Source organism: Collinsella sp. SGI.178, from assembly GCF_050313495.1.
Taxonomy (GTDB): domain Bacteria; phylum Actinomycetota; class Coriobacteriia; order Coriobacteriales; family Coriobacteriaceae; genus Collinsella.
The window spans coordinates 91,845-111,838 of record NZ_JBNPLM010000001.1 but is presented as its reverse complement, the minus strand read 5'-3'; the positions used below and the strand labels follow the sequence as shown (position 1 = coordinate 111,838).

15 protein-coding genes are annotated in these 19,994 nt (G+C 61.2%); 11 read left to right on the top strand and 4 right to left on the bottom strand.

Translation table 11 applies throughout. The features are described from left to right. Positions 1–121 precede the first annotated feature (121 nt). On the top strand, positions 122–559 hold the full coding sequence (locus ACQRAQ_RS00400) for an arginine repressor (protein WP_154516043.1): 438 nt from the start codon (positions 122–124) through the stop codon (positions 557–559). A 172-nt stretch (positions 560–731) separates the two neighbouring features. Here the strand turns inward: ACQRAQ_RS00400 and ACQRAQ_RS00395 are convergent, their stop codons facing one another. Next, on the bottom strand, positions 732–2,912 hold the full coding sequence (locus tag ACQRAQ_RS00395; RefSeq protein ID WP_427793375.1) for a transglycosylase domain-containing protein: 2,181 nt from the start codon (positions 2,910–2,912) through the stop codon (positions 732–734). 160 nt (positions 2,913–3,072) lie between these two features. Between ACQRAQ_RS00395 and ACQRAQ_RS00390 the strand changes: the two genes are divergently transcribed. The 4 genes from ACQRAQ_RS00390 to ACQRAQ_RS00375 all read left to right on the top strand — a co-directional run bounded on the left by ACQRAQ_RS00390 (position 3,073) and on the right by ACQRAQ_RS00375 (position 9,509). After that, positions 3,073–5,031 carry a U32 family peptidase gene (locus ACQRAQ_RS00390; protein ID WP_427793373.1) on the top strand — a complete coding sequence of 653 codons (1,959 nt, stop codon included), beginning with the start codon at positions 3,073–3,075 and terminating at the stop codon, positions 5,029–5,031. Between the two features lie 96 nt (positions 5,032–5,127). Then, positions 5,128–6,339 (top strand): tyrosine--tRNA ligase, encoded by a 1,212-nt coding sequence (tyrS, locus tag ACQRAQ_RS00385; protein ID WP_427793371.1) that lies wholly within the window; start codon positions 5,128–5,130, stop codon positions 6,337–6,339. Between the two features lie 357 nt (positions 6,340–6,696). Continuing rightward, complete coding sequence (locus tag ACQRAQ_RS00380; RefSeq protein WP_427793369.1) at positions 6,697–8,517, top strand: adenine deaminase; 1,821 nt, start codon at positions 6,697–6,699, stop codon at positions 8,515–8,517. A gap of 197 nt (positions 8,518–8,714) precedes the next feature. Then, positions 8,715–9,509: a Cof-type HAD-IIB family hydrolase gene (locus ACQRAQ_RS00375; protein ID WP_427793368.1), complete on the top strand. Its 795-nt coding sequence runs from the start codon at positions 8,715–8,717 to the stop codon at positions 9,507–9,509. A gap of 118 nt (positions 9,510–9,627) precedes the next feature. On the opposite strand, the gene ACQRAQ_RS00370 is transcribed toward ACQRAQ_RS00375, so the two are convergent. The 3 genes from ACQRAQ_RS00370 to ACQRAQ_RS00360 all read right to left on the bottom strand — a co-directional run bounded on the left by ACQRAQ_RS00370 (position 9,628) and on the right by ACQRAQ_RS00360 (position 12,338). After that, the gene (locus ACQRAQ_RS00370; RefSeq protein ID WP_427793367.1) at positions 9,628–10,470 is read right to left on the bottom strand and encodes a Cof-type HAD-IIB family hydrolase; all 843 of its coding nucleotides are present in this window, start codon (positions 10,468–10,470) and stop codon (positions 9,628–9,630) included. 87 nt (positions 10,471–10,557) lie between these two features. Continuing rightward, positions 10,558–11,976 (bottom strand): citrate synthase, encoded by a 1,419-nt coding sequence (locus ACQRAQ_RS00365; RefSeq protein ID WP_427727403.1) that lies wholly within the window; start codon positions 11,974–11,976, stop codon positions 10,558–10,560. 74 nt (positions 11,977–12,050) lie between these two features. After that, positions 12,051–12,338: an ACT domain-containing protein gene (locus ACQRAQ_RS00360; RefSeq protein ID WP_006235289.1), complete on the bottom strand. Its 288-nt coding sequence runs from the start codon at positions 12,336–12,338 to the stop codon at positions 12,051–12,053. A gap of 349 nt (positions 12,339–12,687) precedes the next feature. Here ACQRAQ_RS00360 and rpmE point away from each other — a divergent pair, with 349 nt between their 5' ends. The 6 genes from rpmE to ACQRAQ_RS00330 all read left to right on the top strand — a co-directional run bounded on the left by rpmE (position 12,688) and on the right by ACQRAQ_RS00330 (position 19,833). Continuing rightward, positions 12,688–13,113 carry a 50S ribosomal protein L31 gene (gene rpmE, locus ACQRAQ_RS00355; RefSeq protein WP_154516018.1) on the top strand — a complete coding sequence of 142 codons (426 nt, stop codon included), beginning with the start codon at positions 12,688–12,690 and terminating at the stop codon, positions 13,111–13,113. Between the two features lie 191 nt (positions 13,114–13,304). Beyond that, the gene (locus ACQRAQ_RS00350) at positions 13,305–14,408 is read left to right on the top strand and encodes a hypothetical protein (RefSeq protein WP_427793365.1); all 1,104 of its coding nucleotides are present in this window, start codon (positions 13,305–13,307) and stop codon (positions 14,406–14,408) included. Further along, a complete protein-coding gene (locus ACQRAQ_RS00345; RefSeq protein ID WP_427793364.1) occupies positions 14,395–14,667 on the top strand; it encodes a hypothetical protein in 273 nt (90 codons plus the stop codon). The genes ACQRAQ_RS00350 and ACQRAQ_RS00345 overlap by 14 nt, the downstream gene beginning before the upstream one ends. 156 nt (positions 14,668–14,823) lie before the next feature. Continuing rightward, a complete protein-coding gene (gene secA / locus ACQRAQ_RS00340; RefSeq protein ID WP_427793362.1) occupies positions 14,824–17,631 on the top strand; it encodes a preprotein translocase subunit SecA in 2,808 nt (935 codons plus the stop codon). Beyond that, on the top strand, positions 17,631–18,779 hold the full coding sequence (gene prfB, locus ACQRAQ_RS00335; RefSeq protein WP_427717736.1) for a peptide chain release factor 2: 1,149 nt from the start codon (positions 17,631–17,633) through the stop codon (positions 18,777–18,779). Before secA ends, prfB begins: the two co-directional genes overlap by 1 nt. Positions 18,780–18,942: 163 nt before the next feature. Next, the gene (locus ACQRAQ_RS00330; RefSeq protein ID WP_427793360.1) at positions 18,943–19,833 is read left to right on the top strand and encodes a YitT family protein; all 891 of its coding nucleotides are present in this window, start codon (positions 18,943–18,945) and stop codon (positions 19,831–19,833) included. Positions 19,834–19,994 lie beyond the last annotated feature (161 nt).

The window sequence follows — 19,994 nt, the reverse complement described above, 5'->3', positions numbered from 1 at the left end:
TCGAAAATAATTTGCATAGAATTGTTTCGAAATGCGTTCTTATTCACAAATAGCCTCAAATAGCGCTAAACTATTCAATCACTGATAGATTGTCTTCGCCATCTATGGAGTGAGGTTTTATATGGCTAAAAAACGCAACGGGCGCCAGGATGCCATCAGAGATATCGTGCGCAATAAAGACGTGCGTACGCAGCGCGTGCTGGTGGACGAACTCCGCGCCATGGGCTTTGATTGCACGCAGGCGACGGTTTCGCGTGACATCGCCGATATGGGGCTGCGCAAACTGCCCGAGGGCATCTATGTTCTGGCTGAGGACCTGCACCTGCAGCGCATGGTCTCCGAGCTGGTTACCGGTGTGTTGCGCACCGACAACCTGGTTATGATTAAGGCTCAGCCCGGCACCGCCTCGGGCATTGCCGCGGCTGTCGATGCGGCCGAGCTGCCCGATGTGCTCGGATCGCTTGCCGGCAATGACACGATTTTGGTTATCGCTCAGACTGCCGAGGATGGCGAACGCCTCGAAGCGCTGATTAACAAGCTCAGCGCCGCGCGTAAATAGCTTTACGCGCGTATACAACGCCAGCTAAGACGGTGGAAATACAGGGGCGTCGGTTTTGAGCCGACGCCCTATTTGTGACGGTGCTATCGTGGCATCTCGATTGCGCGCGATATGCCATGTATGTCCCAGCAAAAAGCGCCCGAGCATTTGAGCTGCTCGGGCGCTTTGCTATCTACTGACCTGTGGAGGGATCGGGGGTCGGGCTAGGGCTGGGATCGGGGGTCGGGCCAGGGTCGGGGCTGGGGCTGGGATCGGGGCTGGGGCTGGGGTCGGGAGTAGGGGTGGTACTGCCGCCATCGCCTTCGCCGCCGGTGTTGCCGCCCTCGTTGCCGCTCCCGCCGGTGGTCTCCGTCTCTTCTTCCTCGTCTTCGTCCTTATCCTCGTCCTCTTCCTTCTTCTTGTTGTTTGTGCCGTAGAACTTCCAGACGTTATTGTTCTTGTACGTGGGAGCCGTTCCGGTCGGGAACTCCTCGCGCTCGGCGCCCGCAAGAACGGTGTTCATGAACTTCTTAAAGACGGGCAGGTTGGTGCTGTCGCCCAGCAGGTCCGAACCGTACTTTTGGATGGGAATCTCGCCTGCGGAATAACCGGTCCACAGGGCGCATGCCAGTTGCGGCGTGTAGCCGCAGAACCACAGGTTGGTGGTGTTGTCAGTGGTGCCCGTCTTGCCGGCATAGGGCTGGTTGACGCTCAGCGCGCCGGCGGCACCCGTGCCGCTGCCCTGCATGACGCCGGATAGAACGTCGGTAACCGCGGCAGCCTCACCTTCGGTGAGCACCCGCGTGGGATTGTCGGTGTGCTGGTACAGAACCGAGCCGGTACGCGAGTCGATCTCGGTGATGGCGATCGGCTGGCGATAATAGCCGCCGTTGGCAAAAGCGGCGTAGGCCGATGCCATCTCGAGCGGTGAGATGGACCCGGTGCCGAGCGTCATGACGGGAACGTCCTCGATATTGTCCTTGGCGGGATCGATGCCGAGCTTTTTGACGAGCGACATGATCTTGTCATTGCCGATGGCTTCGGCCACCTGAATATAGCCGGTGTTGGATGAGTATGCCGTTGCCTGCTTAAGCGTGATGTTGCCATAGCTCTGGTTGCCATAGTTTTGCACCTCGGTCGTGGTGCCCTTGGCCTTGAGTGGCGAGTTGCAGTTGAGAATGACGTTGGGGTTCATGCCGTTTTGGATGGCAGTTGCCAGCGTAAAGGCCTTAAACGTGGAGCCCACGGGGCGCTTTGCCGTAGCGTGGTTCACGTGATTCTCGTCGGCGTTGTAGTCGTAGCCGCCCACCATGCACTTGATGTAGCCGGTCTTGGGGTCAACGACAACCATGCCCATGTCCAGGCCATCGAGCGAAAGCGTGTCGAGCTGGGCGCGCACAGCCTCCTCGGCCACCTGCTGCATGGTGGGGTCGATGGTGGTCTTAACAGTCAGGCCACCCTTAAAGAGCACGTCGGTGGAGAACTCCTGCTCGAGCAGCTGCTTAACGTAGGAGACAAAGTAGGGCTGTGAGTATACGTCGACACCGCTGCCCGAGATCTCGGTCACGTTGAGGGTGATGGGCTCAGCCTGCGCGGCATCGTGCTCTTCCTGCGTGATGTGGCCCAGGCGCAGCATGTTGTCGAGCACCTTATTGCGGCGGGAAAGCGCCAGGTCGGGATTGACCGTGGGGTCGTACTGTGAGGGCGAGTTGGGCAGACCGATGAGCAGCGCGGCCTCGCTCAGGGTGAGGTCGGAAGCACTCTTGGAGAGGTAGGTCTCGGCGGCGGCCTCGATGCCATAGGCGCCGTGGCCATAGTAAATGGTGTTGAGGTACATCATGAGGATCTCGTCTTTGGAGTACATGTCCTCCATCTTGATGGCGATATAGGCCTCGCGCACCTTACGCTCGATGGTCGAGTCGAACTGCTCCTCCTGCAGGATGGTGTTGCGCACCAGCTGCTGGGTGATGGTCGAGGCTCCTTCGTGGCCGCCGGCAAGGGTTGCCACCGAGGCACGCGCGATGCCCAAGAGGTCGATGCCGCCGTGCTCGTAGAAACGCTCGTCCTCGACGTCGATCGTGCCCTGCAGGACGTACGGAGAGACCTGGTCCTTGGTGATGGACTTGCGGTTTTGGGTATAGAAGCTGGCGATCTTGTTGCCGTTGCAGTCAACAATCTCGGTGGGCTCGCTGACCAGATAGGCGTTGGCGTCGGTGTAGTCGGGCAGGTCGGACAGCCAGCGGTTGACGTTGCCGATCATACCGATGCCAAATGCTATGCCCGCGATGAGCAAAAAGCCCAAAAGCGAAAGCAGGATGACGGGCAGAGCGTGCGTCTTAGAGCGACCGTGTCCCTGTCGTTGGCGAGGACCCATATGTTGACCTCCAAGTATGTCGTGCCAGGCGGCGGGTGTGCGTCGGGCAGGATGGACATAAGTTATTACACGATAAACCAATCGAGCCGCGCGAAGCCTCGTGTATGCTGGTTGACGGCAATTAACAGAGCGATTGCATACCTTGGTAAGGAGTTTGCCGATGGCGATTTGGGCGACTGAGCCTAGCAGACAATGCGGGAATGGGACGCCAACATCGGGTCTGGCACTGCCCGAGCTGTTGGCTCCGGCTGGCGGGCTCAATCAGATGCTCGCCGCGATCGCGGCAGGTGCCGATGCCATTTATGCCGGGTTGAGCGGATTTAACGCCCGCGTGAGTGCGCACGGGTTTAGTGATGACGAATTTGCGCGCGGGTGTGCCGTGGCGCACGCCCATGGTGTGCGCGTGTACGTGACGCTCAACGTATTCGTGTTCGACGACGAGCTGTCCGAAGCCGTGGCACTGGGGGCACATGCGCATGCGCTGGGCGCCGATGCACTGATCGTGGCAGATGCGGGCCTAGCCCGCGCGCTGCATGCGGCAATTCCGGGGGTCGAGATTCATCTGTCCACCCAAGCGGGCGTCCATAGCAAGGGGGCCGTGCGTTTGGCGGCTGACGAGCTGGGGGTCGAGCGCGTGACGACGGCGCGCGAGCTGACCGTGGCAGAGATTGCGACGCTCTGCGCTACCGGTGTGCCCATCGAGGTGTTCTGCCATGGCGCCATATGCATTGGCTATTCGGGCGCGTGCGAGTTTTCGGCCCTGCGGCGCGGACGGTCGGCGATGCGTGGCGACTGCACGCAGCCGTGCCGCCTGGCATACGATTTGGTGGATGAGGCTGGGGAGGGCGTCGTTGCCGTCGAAGGCGATCGTCTGCTCTGCCCGCGTGACTATCTGGGCATTGCTCATTTACCCGAGCTTGTTGCTGCCGGGGTGGCGTCGCTCAAGATCGAGGGGCGTATGAAGAACCCCGACTACGTCTACAACGTGGTGCGGGCGTGGCGCCGGGCGCTCGATATGCTGCGTGATGGCGCGTGGGATCCCGATGCCGTGCGGGCGCTCGAACGTGAGCTGGGAAGGTCGTTTAACCGCGGGTTTACCGACGCGTATCTGCGAGGCCGCTCGGGCGCGGAGCTTATGAGTTTTGAACGCGCGATCAACCAGGGCGTGCGTGTGGGCCGTTTGGTTGCCGTGGGACACGAGGAAGTGACCGTCGAGCTCGATGCCGCCGTGGCGGCGGGCGATACGCTCGAGATCAGGTTTTACCCGGGCGCCGACGCGCGTCCCGATGTACCTAAACGCTGGCCGCAAGTTCCCTGCCCGGTGGATGCCGAGGCGGGGGAGCGCATCGTTGTCCATTGCAAGCGCAAGGTCGACGCAGGCTGCGAAGTGTATCTGATTCGCAGCGCTGGTGTGCTTGAGCAAACGGCGGCGGCACTGGAGCGCATGCGGGCCGAGGCCGATGCGGTCGTGCTTGCGAAACGCGCTGTCGAGACGCTGCCGTTTGCGGGCGTTCTGATGGATAGCGGAACGCAGCCGGAAGAACCTGCAGAGTCTGTCGCCGCTCGCTTGGTCTTTGCCTGGCAGCTGATGGACCAGGACCCGAACGAAGAGCTCGACTTGTCCGATGCGACTGTTGTGCTCGACGAGGTCTGCCGTGTGGGCGATATCGAGCGTACTCGGTCGCTCATGCAGCGCGCCGGCCGCATCGTCTGTCGTAATCTGGGACAAGTGGCGATAGCTCGCGAACTGCGCGTCGTCTTTGACGTGGCAGCGCCGGTGTTCTGTGCGAACCGGGCAACGCTCGCCTGGTTGCGGGGGCTTGGGGCGCAGCGCGTGTTTTTGCCTGCCGAACTTGTCGCTCACGATGCGAAACGCGTTGCCGAGCTTGCCGCCTGTCCTGGCGTCCTGGGCCCCGTCGATACCGATCGTCCCGAGCTCATGGTGTGCGAGCACTGCCTGCTGACCGCCGAGGGCATCTGTGCCACCGATGCGACGGGACAGGCCTGTTGCCGCGACTGCTTGCGTCGCCGGCAGACGCGCTATCTGGTCGATCGTGACGGTACACGTCTGCCAGTTGCCATCGACGCATGCGGCAGGACGAGGATTTTCCTGTCGTAGGTGCCGCGTCGCGTCAGTTTGTTATCATATGAGAGTTTATGGACTTCCAGCACCGCCGTTTTCGGCGAGGGTGCTATAGCAAAAGGAGGATACCCAATGCTGTCTGTTGACGAGCAAATGCGTATCATCACCTCGGGCGCCGCGAAGATCGTCCCCGAGGCCGACCTTCGTAAGAAGCTTGAGAAGGGTGAGCCCCTCAACATCAAGCTCGGCGTCGATCCCACCAGCCCCGACCTGCACCTGGGCCACGCCGTGCCCCTGCGCAAGATGCGCCAGTTCCAGGACCTGGGCCACAACGTCACCCTGATCATCGGCAACGGTACCGCACTGATCGGCGACCCCTCGGGCAAGAACTCCACCCGCCCGCAGCTTTCTCAGGAGCAGATCGAGGCCAACGCCGAGACTTACGTGAGCCAGGCCATGAAGATCTTGGACCCCGAGAAGACCACCATCGTGCACAACGGCGACTGGATCTTGTCGATGGACCTGGCCGGTCTGCTGCAGGTGTGCTCCAAGTTCACCGTCGCCCGCATTCTTGAGCGCGATGACTTTACCAAGCGCTATCAGTCCCAGACGCCGATCGCCCTGCACGAGTTCCTGTATCCCGTGATGCAGGCATACGATTCGGTCATGATCAAGGCTGACGTGGAGATGGGCGGCACCGACCAGCTTTTCAACCTGCTCGCCGGCCGTGAGCTCATGGAGAAGATGGGCATGGAGCCGCAGATCGCGCTCACCATGCCGCTGCTCGAGGGCACCGATGGCGTCCGTAAGATGTCCAAGTCCTATGGCAACTACATCGGTCTGACCGACGCGCCCAAGGATATGTTCGGCAAGACCATGTCCATCCCCGACGAGATGATCGGCAAGTACTACCGCCTGGCGAGCTCGCTCACCCCGGCCGAGGTCGACAAGATCGACGCTGCCCTGGCCGATGGCTCTGCCGATCCCTATGAGCTCAAGCGCGCTCTGGGCCGCGACCTGTGCGACACCTACCACGGCGCCGGTGCCGGCGACGAGGCTCAGGCCGAGTTCGACCGCGTGTTCAAGGAGGGCCAGCTCGCCGACTTCCCCGAGAAGCATGTTGAGCTGACCGTAAACGACGATGGCCAGATTTACCTTGCCGGCCTGCTCAAGGACCTGGGTCTTTCGGCCAGCGCCGGTCAGGCCCGCCGCGACATTGACGGCGGCGGTGTCAAGATCAACGGCAAGGCCGTGGCTCCCAAGAGCTACAACATCGACCCCAGTACCCTCAAGCTGGGCGACACCCTCTCCGTGGGCAAGCGCAAGGGCTTCAAGTTGATTTAGTTACGCGGTTTTACCAAACCGCGTAACAGCTCGACGCTGCGCGGGCTCCAGAGCGACAACTTGTCATTCAAAGAGGACGGCATGACCAGAAGGTCTATGCCGTCCTCTTTTCATGCCAATTTGTTCGCTCTGGAGTCCGCTCGCTGTCCGTCCTCCACCTACGGCGTTGTCCCGGTTGGCACTTAGGAACGTTTCTTTTTGGTGCAAAGCAGCCTGTCCCCATTGCGCCAAGTGGTGTGTGCCGTTAAGCAGAGGGGCGTATTGCTGGCCCATCGTTTGGGAATACAATGGCTATTGGCTTGCTGCGGTGAAGGTCTGTCCGCTCCGCAGCTTTTTTCTACGGTTAAAGGAGTATGTATGTCCGTTGAGGTCATGAGGTCTGTGATCGATGCCGCCGAGGGCCGCGTGCCCGTCGACACGCTGTTTGCCAACGCACAGATCGTTGATGTGTACGGTCAGCGCGTGGCGCCCGGTAGCGTCGCCGTCAAGGACGGCGTGATCGTCGGTGTTCTCTACGATGGTCGAGATGACGCTGCTGGCACGTACGAGGCAGCTGAGGTCATCGACTGTCAGGGTCGCTATCTCGCACCCGGTTTTATTGACGGACACTTGCATATCGAGTCTTCGAACATCCGCCCTGCCGAGTATGCGCGCATGGCGGCGACGCGAGGCACCACCACCGCTATTGCCGACAGCCACGAGATCGCTAACGTTTCCGGCCTAGACGGCCTGCGCTTTATGATTGAGGACGGTTGTCGCGCGCCCATCTCCATCAAGTACATGATGCCTTCGTGCGTGCCCGCACTGCCCGACGAGCAGGCCGGTGCCGTCATCACTGCTGCCGATATGCAGGCGTTTTTTGCCGAGCATCCGGGCGACGTCTTTGGTCTGGGCGAAATGATGAACCTGCCGGGTGTCTTTATGGCCGACCCCGAGACCTGTGCTCGCATCGATGCTGCCAACCAGACGCCGTCCAAGCAGGTTGACGGTCATGCTCCGCTTGTTGCCGGCAAGGATCTCAACGCCTATGCCGCGGCGGGTATTATCGCCGACCACGAGTCGACGATTCCCGAGGAAGCGCTCGACAAGCTATCCCGCGGCATGTATGTCATGCTGCGCGAGGGCACCTGCAGCCATGACCTTGCCAACCTGTCGCCTATGCTGCTGGAAAACCCCGCCCGTGCTCGCCGCTGCTGCTTTGCGACCGACGACCGCGCTCCCTCCGACGCGCTTTCGACCGGCATGATCGACAACGCCTGCCGCGTGGCCATCGAGGCCGGCATCGACCCGGTGGTCGCCATCTCCATGGCGTCCCTTTCCACGGCCGAGGCCTTTGGCCTGGACCACGGTTGCCGCGATCCGCATGAGCTCCGCGGCGCCATCGCTCCGGGCAAGCGTGCCGACCTGCTGGTGCTCAACGATCTGACGTTTGCCACGGCCCCGCATCGCGTATATGCCGCCGGTGCTCTGGTGGCGCAGGATGGCACCTTTGTGGGCGAGATCGCACCCGAGATGGCTGAGGTTGCAGCCCTTGCCGACGAGCTGCGCGCCTCTGTTAAGCTGCCGAAGCTTTCGCTCGACGTTTTCGACTATGCCTTTAAGCCGGGCGAGGCTGTGATTGACGTGGTGCCGGGTAAGGCCATCACGGGTATGGTTCGCCCCGAGAGCGCCGAGGGCCTGCGCCGCATTATGCTGATTGAGCGCCATGGCCGCGGCGTGTCGCTGCAAGCCGAGGGCGTCGACGGTGACGGCCCCGCTGGCCTGGGCCTGGTCGGCAAGCATATCGGTCGCGGCTGGGTGCGCGGTTTCACCATCACCGGTGGTGCCATTGCCTCCACGATCGGCCACGACTCGCACAACGTGTGCGTGGTGGGCGACAACGCCGCCGATATGATGGCTGCTGTTGAGGCCGTGGGCCAGGGCGGTCACGTGCTGGTGCGCAACGGCGAGGTCGTGGCGCGCATTTCGCTGGCGCTCGGTGGCCTGATGAGCGAGGGCACGGCCGAGGATGTCGCGGCGCAGCACGACGACTTTATGGTCAAGGCGCGCGCCATGGGTATTGAGCCGCCGCTCGATCCCATCATGGGCATCATCTTCCTGCCCCTGCCGGTCATCCCGACGCTCCGCATCCGCCCCGAGGGCATGTTCGACGTCACGACCTTCACCTACGCCGACTAATCATCGGGACGTTCTTAAACGACTAGCCGTCGGGGTGGCGTGTCGCCTGACGCCGCGACCGTGGGCTCTCTGGCGCGCGTGAGCTATTTGCCAGGTCTATGTAACGTTTATGACTGCGGGGTCTTATTTGAGCTCCCTTTGGGTACGTTGGAATCGGATACACGTTTGATTCCAGCAAGCCCGAAGGGAGCTTTTCTATGTTTAAGCTGATTGCATCCGATATGGACGGCACGTTGCTTGATGAGAATAGCCAGGTACCGCCCGAGACATATGAGCTGATTGAGGCCCTGCGCGAGCATGGCGTGCATTTTGCCGCGTCGTCAGGCCGCCGCTACGATCGCCTGTGCGAGTTCTTTGCGCCCGTTCGCGACAAAATGGACTTTGTCGCAGCTAACGGTGCCCAGGTCTACGCCGACGGCAAAATGGTAGGCCGTGAGGTGTATTCGCACCTGGCGATTCGAAAGCTAGCCCAGGCCGTCGCGACGTTTCCCAATCTGCATCTTGCACTCTTTGACCGAACCAAGTCCTTCTTGCTCGATGACGAGAGTAAGTTCGTGCGCGAGGTGGATAAGGACCTTCCCAATGCTGAGCGCATTTGGGAGCTGCCCGATCCCAGCGTAAATATCATCAAGGCGAGTATCTTTTGCGATGATGGTGCCGTTATGGACAGCGCTTACGTACTGCAGCGCGAGCTCGGCCAGTTCTTTACCTTTGCGCCTTCGGGCAACGCGTGGATCGATGCCATGCAGCCCGGCGTGTCGAAGGCCTCTGGCATCGCGCAGCTCGCGGAGCATTACGGCATTGGGCGCGATGAGATCATGGCATTTGGCGACTCGATGAACGACTACGAGATCATTCGCTTTGTCGGCACGGGCTGCGCGATGGAAAACGCGCGCCCCGCGCTCAAGGCGGTTGCTGATCGCGTCGTAGGCTGCAACAGCGACCACGCCGTTCAGCAGGAGCTCCGTCGCGTGCTGGAGAGTCTCGCCTAATTCGGCAGATGGGGACAGTCCTTGCAGCGCCCCGCGAAGAGTGCCCCCAACGACTACTGTGACCAGGGTAGCTAAAAAAGCCCCGTCCCAAATTAGCTACCCTGCCGGGTTGCTGCTGCTAGGCGAGGGCGGCCATGATGGCGCGGGCGACGCCGTCGTGGTCGTTGTCGTATTCGGTGATGGCGCCGGCGGCTTCGCGGTCCTCGGGCTCGGCATTGATCATCGCCGTACCGTGGCCCGCTACCTGCAGCATGGGGATGTCGTTGATGTTGTCGCCGAACGCCCAGGCGTCGGCGAGAGGCTCGCCCAGATGCTCACATAGCCAAGCCAATGCCGTTCCCTTGGTGGCGCCCCCGCCCATGACCTCGATATTCATGGCGTACGAACGCGTGACCTCAATGCCTTCGAGCGTGTCGAGCGCCGCCACGATAGCATCGCGGTCGGCTGAGTCGTGCCAGTACATGGCGATGCGTTCGAGCACCTCGACCTCGTCAATTTTGCTGTCGATATCCATGTCGATCGGCGTTCGCGTGCGCTTGAGCGATGCCGCGATGTGAGGATCTCCGCCGCAGAATTCGTCCAGGCGCGTGTAGAGCGAGCGGGGGAGGAAGCACTGCCCGTCCGCGAAGATATCGAAGGTCACATCGTGGCCGGCGGCAATGCTATGGACGCGGTGGGCGATGGCGCGGTCGAGCGGTCGGCTCAATATGCACGTGGCGCGTGAGGCATCGGTGGGCACATCCTCGTCGAGCTGCCAGACGCTAGCACCATTGGCGCAGACCGCGTAGTGCACGGCGGGATGGGCGAGGATGGCCTCAAAGACGCCCGAAAGCGGACGCCCCGTGCACGGTACAAACTCAATGCCGCGACGTGCGAGCTCGTCGAGCATCGCCCAGGTGGCGTCGCTCATCTGCTTGTCACTCGTCAACAGTGTTCCATCCATATCGGAAAAAACAATCATTCGATACAGCCCTTTCTGCTGGCATAAAAAGCGTGGCCGAGGGCGGTGATGCCCTGGCCACGCTCGTGTTCTATAACGGTGCGCGTCCTAACGGTCGGCGAGTGGCTTGTACTCCAGTGGCTCGATCACCGGACGGTATGCCGGGCGAATAATACGGTGTGCGCAGAAGAGCTCTTCCATGCGGTGTGCCGACCAGCCTGCCATGCGGGCCACGGCGAACATCGGCGTAAAGAGCGTCTCGGGTACGCCGAGCATCTTGTAGATAAAGCCCGTGTACAGGTCAATATTGGCGCAGATAGGCTTGGTCATGCCGTGGTCGCGCATGACCTGGGGCGCCAGGCGCTCGATGCGCTCGATCAGCGCGAATTCCTCGCCCAGATCTTTCTTGGCGGCGAGCGAACGTGCGTAGTGGCGGCAGACCTCGGCGCGCGGGTCGCTGAGCGTGTAGACGGCGTGTCCCATGCCGTAGATGAGCCCCGTGCCGTCAAAGGCCTGCTTGTCGAGAATCTTGCTCAGATATGCAGCGACCTCGTCATCGTCTTCCCAGTTGGAAACATGCGCGCGAATGTCCTCGTGCATGGATACGACCTTGGCGTTGGCACCGCCGTGACGCGGGCCCTTGAGCGAGCCGATAGCCGCGGCGTAGGCGGAATACGGGTCGGTGGCCGAAGACGACAGCACGCGGCAGGCGAAGGTGGAGTTGTTGCCGCCGCCGTGCTCGGCGTGGAGCATGAGCATCACGTCGAGCAGCATGGCCTCGTCGCGGGTGAACGCCATGCCGCCGCGCAGGACCTGCAGGATGGTCTCGGCGGTGGAGAGACCGGGCGTGGGGTGCGGCACGTGCATCTCCGAACCGTGGCACTTTGCGATCGATGCCATGTGCGCAAAAGCGGCGATGCGGGGCAGACGTGCCAGCATGGAAATGGCAACGTCGATCTCGTGCTCGGGTGTGATTACATCGGGCTCGGCATCGAAGGCATAGAGCAGCAACACGGCGCGCTGGAGCACGTTCATGATGCTCGAGGATACCGTGGTCATGGGGAACACGCGGACGTATTCGTCGCTCAGGTGCCTAAAAGCACCCAGGCGTTCGCAAAAACCGTCAAGCTCTTCCTTGGTGGGCAGAGAGCCCGTGATGAGCAGGTAGGCGACTTCTTCGTAGCCGTAGCGGTTCTCGGCCTGGGCATTGTTGACCAGATCTTCGATGCTGTAGCCACGAAGCGTGAGCTTACCCTGATCGGGCACAGCCTTTCCGTCGACCTTGTTGTAACCATGCACATCCGAGATGCGAGTGAGGCCTGCAACCACACCCGAGCCATCTGCATTGCGCAGGCCGCGCTTGACATCGTGCTCGACAAACAGCTCCTCGTCATAAGGGTCGGTCGGCAGGCCGTAGTATAGATTTTCGCTTTCGGGCGAAATCTGGCGGCTTGCTTCGTAGTCCAAGACCAGGCGGCTCAGGTGGTCGTCGAAGCGGTAATAGATTTTCTTGGCGTCGTAGGCCATGCGCGCTCCTCTCCGGGCTATGTGGCGACGTTGCGCCTGGGCGCACGTTGGGCCGTCGTCACGCAGCCTGTTCGCTACAGGCGGTACATAAAGTTAAAGACGTCCTCGCGCTGGATGGACACGTTGACGCCCGAAAGCTCGCCGGCCTCGGCCAGGGCCTTCTGCAGCTCGGCGAAGTCGAGCTTGGACTCGGCGGTGTCGGCCAGCATGGTCATGGTGAAGATGTCCTCGATAATGGACTGCGTAATGTCGCGGATGTCGACATTGGCTTCGCCCAGGACGCGGGTGACGCCGGCGACAATGCCGGGGCGGTTCTTGCCAAGGACGGTGATGACGATACGGGAGGACGAGATCTCGGCCATGGGAAACCCTTTCGCGTGTTAGCGGCGCGCGGCGGCGCTCCGCTACGGTACAGTGTTCATCATTGTACCTGTCCCGTGCAAAAAGGGGCACCTTTGCTGCGGCGTTACACGTCTGCAACATGGAGCGCTTGTCTCGTAGGGTGTATTTTTGGCACCCTGGACAGCTCGGGCGGCTCTGTTGGCGCCGCGATCGGGCAGATTCGCCTGTGCACTCCGGCGTAAAGACCGTGAACCTTTTGTGGGACGCTCGACGCCGTGGTAACATAGCCGAGTTTGTTGTCTTGGTCGGAAACCAAGACGCCTTATGCGCTGATCGGTAACCAGCGCCTGACCAATAAGGAGTCCTACCATGAAGCAGGGTATCCATCCCCAGTATGTCGAGTGCACGGTGACGTGCTCCTGCGGCAACACCTTCAAGACGCACGCTACCGTGTCCGAGATGAGGGTCGAGCTTTGCAACGAGTGCCACCCGTTCTACACCGGCCAGCAGAAGTTCGTCGACACCGGTGGACGCGTCCAGCGCTTCGCCGACAAGTTCGGTGGCGCCGCTGCCGCCCAGCTCAAGAAGGCCGAGGAGGCCAAGGCTGCCAAGGCCGCCAAGGCTGCTGAGGCCGAGGCCGCTCGCAAGGCCGCCGCTGAGGCTAAGGCTGCCGAGAAGGCCAAGCGTGCCGCTAAGTTTGCCGAGGAGGCTGCCAAGCAGGCCGCCGAGGCTCCCGCAGAGGCTCCCGTCGAGGAGGCCGCTGCCGAGGCCGAGACCACCGAGGCTGCTGAGTAAATAGCTCGCCGAGGAATCGCTCGCATTCATGGCAAAAGGGCCGTGCATCCAATTGGGTGCACGGCCCTTTTCTTATCGACGCAAAGTAGCACGTCCTCTTTGCACCGAACGGTGGGGATTTTTCGTTTGCCCAGATAAAACCTGCCAAAATAAACCTGTCCCTTTTTGGCAGGTAACCGATAGGAGGCTACGTGGACACATCGACGTCCTTGGGCAATCGCGAGCTCGCGGTGGCAAAGAAGCGTGCGCTCGATGCTGCCTATTTTAGGAAGGGTATCGCTGTCGCGGCGCTTTCGAGCTGCATGTATGCGCTGTACACGGCCTTTGTTACCGCCGGTCAGCTCTTTGGCGTTTGGGCCGGTTGGTTCGATGCATTTGCTCCCTCCGGCCTTTTGGCGGTATTCATCTTGCCCACAATCGCCTCGGGCGTCAATGACGTGCTGAGTGCCGTCTGGGCCACGTTTTTCACTGCCGGTCAGGGCAAACTCGCCGACCTAGGCCGCTGTATCGCCTCAAAGCCCGGCGTCATCGTTATCGCCGCCGCCTTCATTGGCGGGCCCATCGCTTCTGCCGCCTACGTTATCGCGCTTTCGCAGGCAGGCACGCTTGCCGTGCCCATCGCCGCGCTCAGCCCCGCGATCGGTGCGGTGCTCGCCCGCGTGCTCTACCGACAGCCGCTTAGCCCCCGTGTCGTCACCGGCATCGTTGTCTGCGTGGTCGCCGGCGCCATGATCGGTGGCGCCGGCCTGAGCGGGCAGGCATCTTCCGGCATGGCGCTTGGCCTGGGCCTGGCGCTGTTAGCCGCCCTGTGCTGGGGCGTCGAGGGATGCGTGGGCGGCCGCGCCACCTGCATGATCGATCCTCAGATCGCCATCAACATCCGTCAGCTTGTCTCGGGGGTCGGCAACCTGTGCTTGGTACTGCCGGCCCTAACCATGGCATGCGGAGAGCCCCTTGGTCAGAGTTACGTCCTTGTCGCCCAAGCGCTCACCGACAAATCCTCCGTCGTGTTTTTCGCCTGCTCCGGTTTTGCCGCCTACTTTTCGTTTATGAGCTGGTATCGCGCCAACTCCATGTGCGGCACGGCGCTGGGCATGGCCATCAACGGCACCTATACCTTTACAGCGCCGCTGTTTACGTGGATTATCGTCGGCCTGGTCTTGGGCTTTGACGGCTACGCGCTTCCGTCCGTCGCATGGGTGGCGGCCGTCGTCAACCTCGTCGGCATTTGCCTGATCGCCGTGAATCCCCTCGACATGGTTAAAAAGGACGGTGATCGGGATGCTTCCGCTTAACTATGCCCTGCTCGATTATTTTGTTTGCCATGACGAGGCTTGCGTCGACGATGTGATGGCCGATCTCGCGGCCGAGTACGCATCGTTTGCCGCCTTTGCAAGGCCGCGCATGCAGGAGGCGCTCATGACCGCGCACAAGAATGGCCTGATTGACGAGGCGCGCTTTGATTTGGATGCCGAAGGCGAGCTTCGCGTCTACTATCGGGCGAGCGCCGAGCAGCGCAAAGTTATCGGTGCTTATCTGGGCCGTAGCCATTAAAAATAAAACGCCCTTTTTGGCAGGTCGGTCGTAGTTATTACGTGGGGGATGAGGTCGAGCGTATAGCGTGCGCCCCGTTTGGCTAAAGTACAACTATCTGTGTTTAACTCGCCCAGTGCAGTGCGCTACGGGCGATGGCCAAAAAAGGAAAACCACATGGGATTCATGTCAAAGCTGCTGTCCTTTGGATCCGATAAGGACCTTAAGCGCTACTACAAGATCGTTGACCAGATCAACGGGCTTGAGCCTCAGTTTGAGAAGATGACCGAGGAGGAGCTTCGCGGCCAGACCGATAAGTTCCGCGAGCGTTATGCTAACGGCGAGTCGCTTGACGACATGCTCCCCGAGGCCTTTGCCACCGTGCGCGAGGCTTCAAAGCGCATCACGGGCATGCGTCACTTTGACGTACAGCTCATCGGCGCCATGGCGCTGCACGAAGGTCATATCGCCGAGATGAAGACCGGCGAAGGCAAGACACTCGTCTCCACCCTGGCCGGCTATCTTAACGCCATCGCCGGCAAGGGCGTGCATGTCGTTACCGTCAACGACTACCTGGCAAAGCGCGACTCCGAGTGGATGGGCCGCATCTACAAGTATTTGGGCATGACCGTCGGCCTGCTGCAGAACAACATGCCGCTCGAGCTTAAGCGCCCGGCCTACCAGGCCGATGTCACCTACGGCACCAACTCCGAGTTTGGCTTTGACTACCTGCGCGACAACATGGTCACCCGCCCCGAGCAGCGCGTCCAGCGCGGCCACAGCTACGCCATCGTCGACGAGGTCGACTCCATCCTGATCGACGAGGCCAGGACCCCGCTGATCATCTCGGGCGCCGGCACCAAGTCGGCCAGCACCTACAAGGACTTCGCGCGCGCCGTGCGCGGGCTGGAGCGCGGCGAGGACGTGTCGCACGATATGCTCACCGCCACCGAGGACGTGGAGCCCACGGGCGACTACGTCATGGACGAGGCCAAGCACACCATTGCCGCCACCGAGCGCGGCCTCAAGAAGATCGAGCGCCGCCTGGGTATCGAGGACATCTACGCCGACCTTTCGGGCCAGCTGGTCAACCACCTGCAGCAGGCGTTGAAGGCCCAATACATGTTCCACCGCGACAAGCAGTACGTCGTTACCAACGGCGAGGTCAAGATTGTCGATGAGTTCACCGGCCGCATCATGGAAGGCCGTCGCTATTCCGAGGGCCTGCATCAGGCTATCGAGGCCAAAGAGGGCGTGCTCGTGCGCGAGGAGAACCAGACCCTTGCCACCATCACCCTGCAGAACTACTTCCGTCTGTATGACAAGCTCTCCGGCATGACCGGTACGGCGCTTACCGAGGATGCCGAGTTCCGCGAGATCTACAAGCTGCCCGTCGAGGTCATCCCCTCCAACAAGCCCGTGCAGCGTGTCGATCACGAGGACCTGGTGTACCGCACCATCCAGGCCAAGTACAACGCCGTTGCCAATGATGTCGAGCAGCGTCACGCCAAGGGCCAGCCGGTCCTGGTGGGCACCGTCTCCATCGAGAGTTCCGAGAAGCTGTCGGCCGCCCTTACCAAGCGCGGCATCGCGCACGAGGTCCTCAACGCAAAGCACCACGAGCGCGAGGCTCATATCGTTGCCCAGGCCGGACGCTACGGCGCCGTGACCATCGCTACTAACATGGCCGGTCGTGGTACCGACATCCTGCTGGGCGGCAACCCCGACGAGCTGGTGCGCGAGCGCCTTGAGTACGAGGGCCTGACCATGGAGGACGTGACGCCCGAGCAGCTCGAGCAGTTTAACGCCGAGGCCAAGGAGACCTGCAAGGCCGAGCGCGAGCGCGTGCTTGCCGCCGGCGGCCTGACCGTCATCGGCACCGAGCGCCATGAGTCCCGCCGTATCGACAATCAGCTGCGTGGCCGTTCTGGCCGTCAGGGCGATCCGGGCGAGACCCAGTTCTACCTGTCGCTCGAGGACGATCTTATGCGCCTGTTCGGTGGCGACAAGATGGACCGCGTCTCCAAGATGATGGTCACGGCAGAAATGGGCGACGACATGCCCATCCAGCACAAGATCATCTCCAAGGCCGTCGAGAGCGCCCAGCACAAGGTCGAGAGCATCAACTTCTCCATGCGCAAGAGCGTTCTTGAGTACGACGACGTGATGAACAAGCAGCGCCAGGTTATCTACGCCGAGCGCAACAAGATTCTGGACGGTAAGGACCTGACCGACCACATCACCGAGGTCATGCACGACACCGTGTACCGCTGCGTGCAAGAGTTTTGCGCTAAGGACAGCCACGACGGCGAGCGTGACCTCGATGGCCTGCGCAAGTGGGTTGTGGAGCTGACCGGCCATATCGATACGCCCAAGTTCCCCGACGAGGATTACGAGGCCCTTGCTGCCGATGTCCTAGCCTACGTCGAGAAGTGCTACAACATGAAGGCCGAGCGCTTGGGCGAGGACCTCATGCGCGAGCTCAATACTCAGGTTATGTTGCGCGTTATCGATACCCGCTGGATGAACTACCTGCAGGAGATGGACTATCTCAAGACCGGTATTGGCCTGCGCGGCTTTGGTCAGCGCGACCCGCTGGTTGAGTACAAGACCGAGGCCTATGGCGCGTTCCAGGTACTCGTCGACACCATGTACGAGGATTACCTGCGCACCGTCCTGCGCATCGAGATCAAGGCCGCCCCGCAGGCTGTGGAGCGCAAGGAGGACCCCGCGCTCGAGGGTGCGCGCTTCTCCGGCCCCGCCGACGTCGATGGCGACAACGGCAACTCGGTCCTGCGCAAGGAGGCACGGGCACAGGCTCGCACGGCCGTCCAGGGCGGACCGGCAGCTGTCAACAACGGCGCTAAGGTGACCACCTACCGCAAGTCCGAGAGCGACGACCCGTATGTCAACGTGGGTCGCAACGAACCGTGCCCTTGCGGCAGCGGCAAGAAGTTCAAGTACTGCCACGGCAGGAATCGTTAATGGCGGATGCTTTAGAGGTAACGCCCGCCGAGCTGGACGCGTTTGCGGACCGGCTCGGCGAGGTTGAGTCGTATCTTCATTTGGACGAGAAGCGCACCCACGTGACCGAGCTTGAGGCCAAGAGCGTCGCTCCCGGCTTTTGGGACGACGCCGATGCCGCTCGCGCCACGATGGAAGAGATTGCGCGCGCCAAGGAGGATATCGCCGCCGTGGATACCGCGCGCGGCGAGCTCTCCGATGCCCGCGCGGCGCTGGAACTTGCCGAGGAAATGGGCGATGACCCCGATGCCGCTGCACTGCGTGAGGAGGCTGCCGCCACGGCTGATCGTCTGGCGCGCGCCATCGATGAGCTCGAACTTTCGAGCTGGTTTACCGGCGAGTTCGATCACGGTGACGCGATTGTGACCATCAAGCCCGGACAGGGCGGCTTGGAGGCGCAGGACTGGACCTTCATGCTCTTTAAGATGTACATGAAGTACTGCCAGCGCCGCGGCTGGAAGGTCACCATCAACGATTGCCCCGCTGCCGAGGTCATTGGCATTGATCGCGCGACCTTTACCGTTGAGGGCAAGGATGCCTTCGGTATGCTTCGTGCCGAGGCCGGCGTTCACCGTTTGGTGCGCATTAGCCCCACCGATGACAAGAAGCGTCGACAGACTACGTTTGCCGGCGTCGAGGTCATTCCGGTGCTGCCCGACGATATCGATATCGAGATCAACCCCGACGATATCCGCGTCGACGTGTACCACGCAAGCGGCCCGGGCGGCCAGGGCGTCAACACTACCGACTCCGCCGTGCGCGTGACGCATTTTCCCAGCGGCATTGTAGTGACCTGCCAAAATGAGCGCAGCCAGATTCAGAACAAGGCCGCGTGTATGCAGATTCTCAAGGCCCGCCTGTACGAGATTGAGCTCGAGAAGCGCGCCGAGGCGCTCGACGAGATCCGCGGTCCCAAGACCACGATTGGCTTTGGCAACCAGATCCGCAGCTACGTGCTCTATCCGTATCAGATGGTCAAGGACCTGCGCTCGGGCGTGGAGACCAGCAACGTCGACGCCGTTCTCGACGATGGCGACTTGGATCCGTTTGTGATCGGCTACCATCGCTGGGCTACCGGCAATGCTGATGCGGAGTCTCCGTCCGCTTAAGCCCCGGGTGAGTCACGGACCGACACTAAACTCTGGACAGGGCGGTTTTATATCCAGAGCAAACCCGCCGCGGGGTGGTTTTTCCTCGGCGAATCGGTAGAATCAAATACGGTAAGAAGTTCAAAGCGCACCCAATGGGGTGCGCTTTTTTGAGGGAGGTAGCATGGCGTATCGTCTGGATATCAAGCGCATTCTTTCAATGAACTTCTTCCACGATCTGCCCCAGATCATGCTTGGGTGCGCTTTGGCGGCCATCGCGACCGACCTGTTTTTGATTCCCAACGGTCTTGCCGCCGGTGGCGTTACGGGCCTTGCGACTATTATCCAGGCGGTCGGTGCCGCGCGGGGCGTGTCGCTGCCCGTCGGTATCCAAACCATCGTGATGAATGCCTTGCTGTTGCTGGTCGTCATGCGCGAGGGCGGCATGTTCTATGTGGTACAGACGGCGACAGGCTTTGTGCTACTGGGCTTCTTTACCGACCTGTTTGCCCCGTTTGTAGCGCCTCTGGCAGATGCAGACCTGATGCTTCCCGCTATGTGGGGCGGCATTATCACGGGCATTGGTTACGGCATGGTGTTACGCGCCGGCGCCAACACCGGCGGCTCCGACACCATCGGCCAGATTATCTCGCGTAATACCTCGCTGCCGGTGGGTTCGACCGTCATGGCGATCGATGTCGCCGTATGCGCGGCATCGGCCCCTGTCTTCTCTCTGGAGAACGCGCTGTATGCAGGGCTTTCGATGGTAATTAGCGGCTATGTGATCGACGCTGTGGTCGATGGCGGCAACAAGCGCCGTATGGTGCTCATCATCTCGGACAATTTTCCCGATATCGCGGCCGATATCATGTATGGCCTGGGTCGCGGCTGCACTAAATTAAAAGCGACCGGTATGTATTCGGGCGCTGAGAAGCCGGTGATTATGGTGATCGTTAGCCGCCGCGAGCTCAATACACTCAAGACCATCGTGCGTGAGCGCGATCCTCAAGCTATCGTGACGGTCGCCGACGTTACGGAAGCCTTCGGCGAGGGGTTCAAGGACATTAACGCGTAGGGCAGACTGCGCTCCATCCAAAAGACGTTCACATTGATAAACCGATTCATCAGCGGGTCTGCCAGCTAAATTATTCAAATAATGATAAAAACTCTGGTAAAGCCTTCAGTTTCCAGCATAATGAATGGCGCACGTGCATTGCGGCTGGGTTGGGATTACCT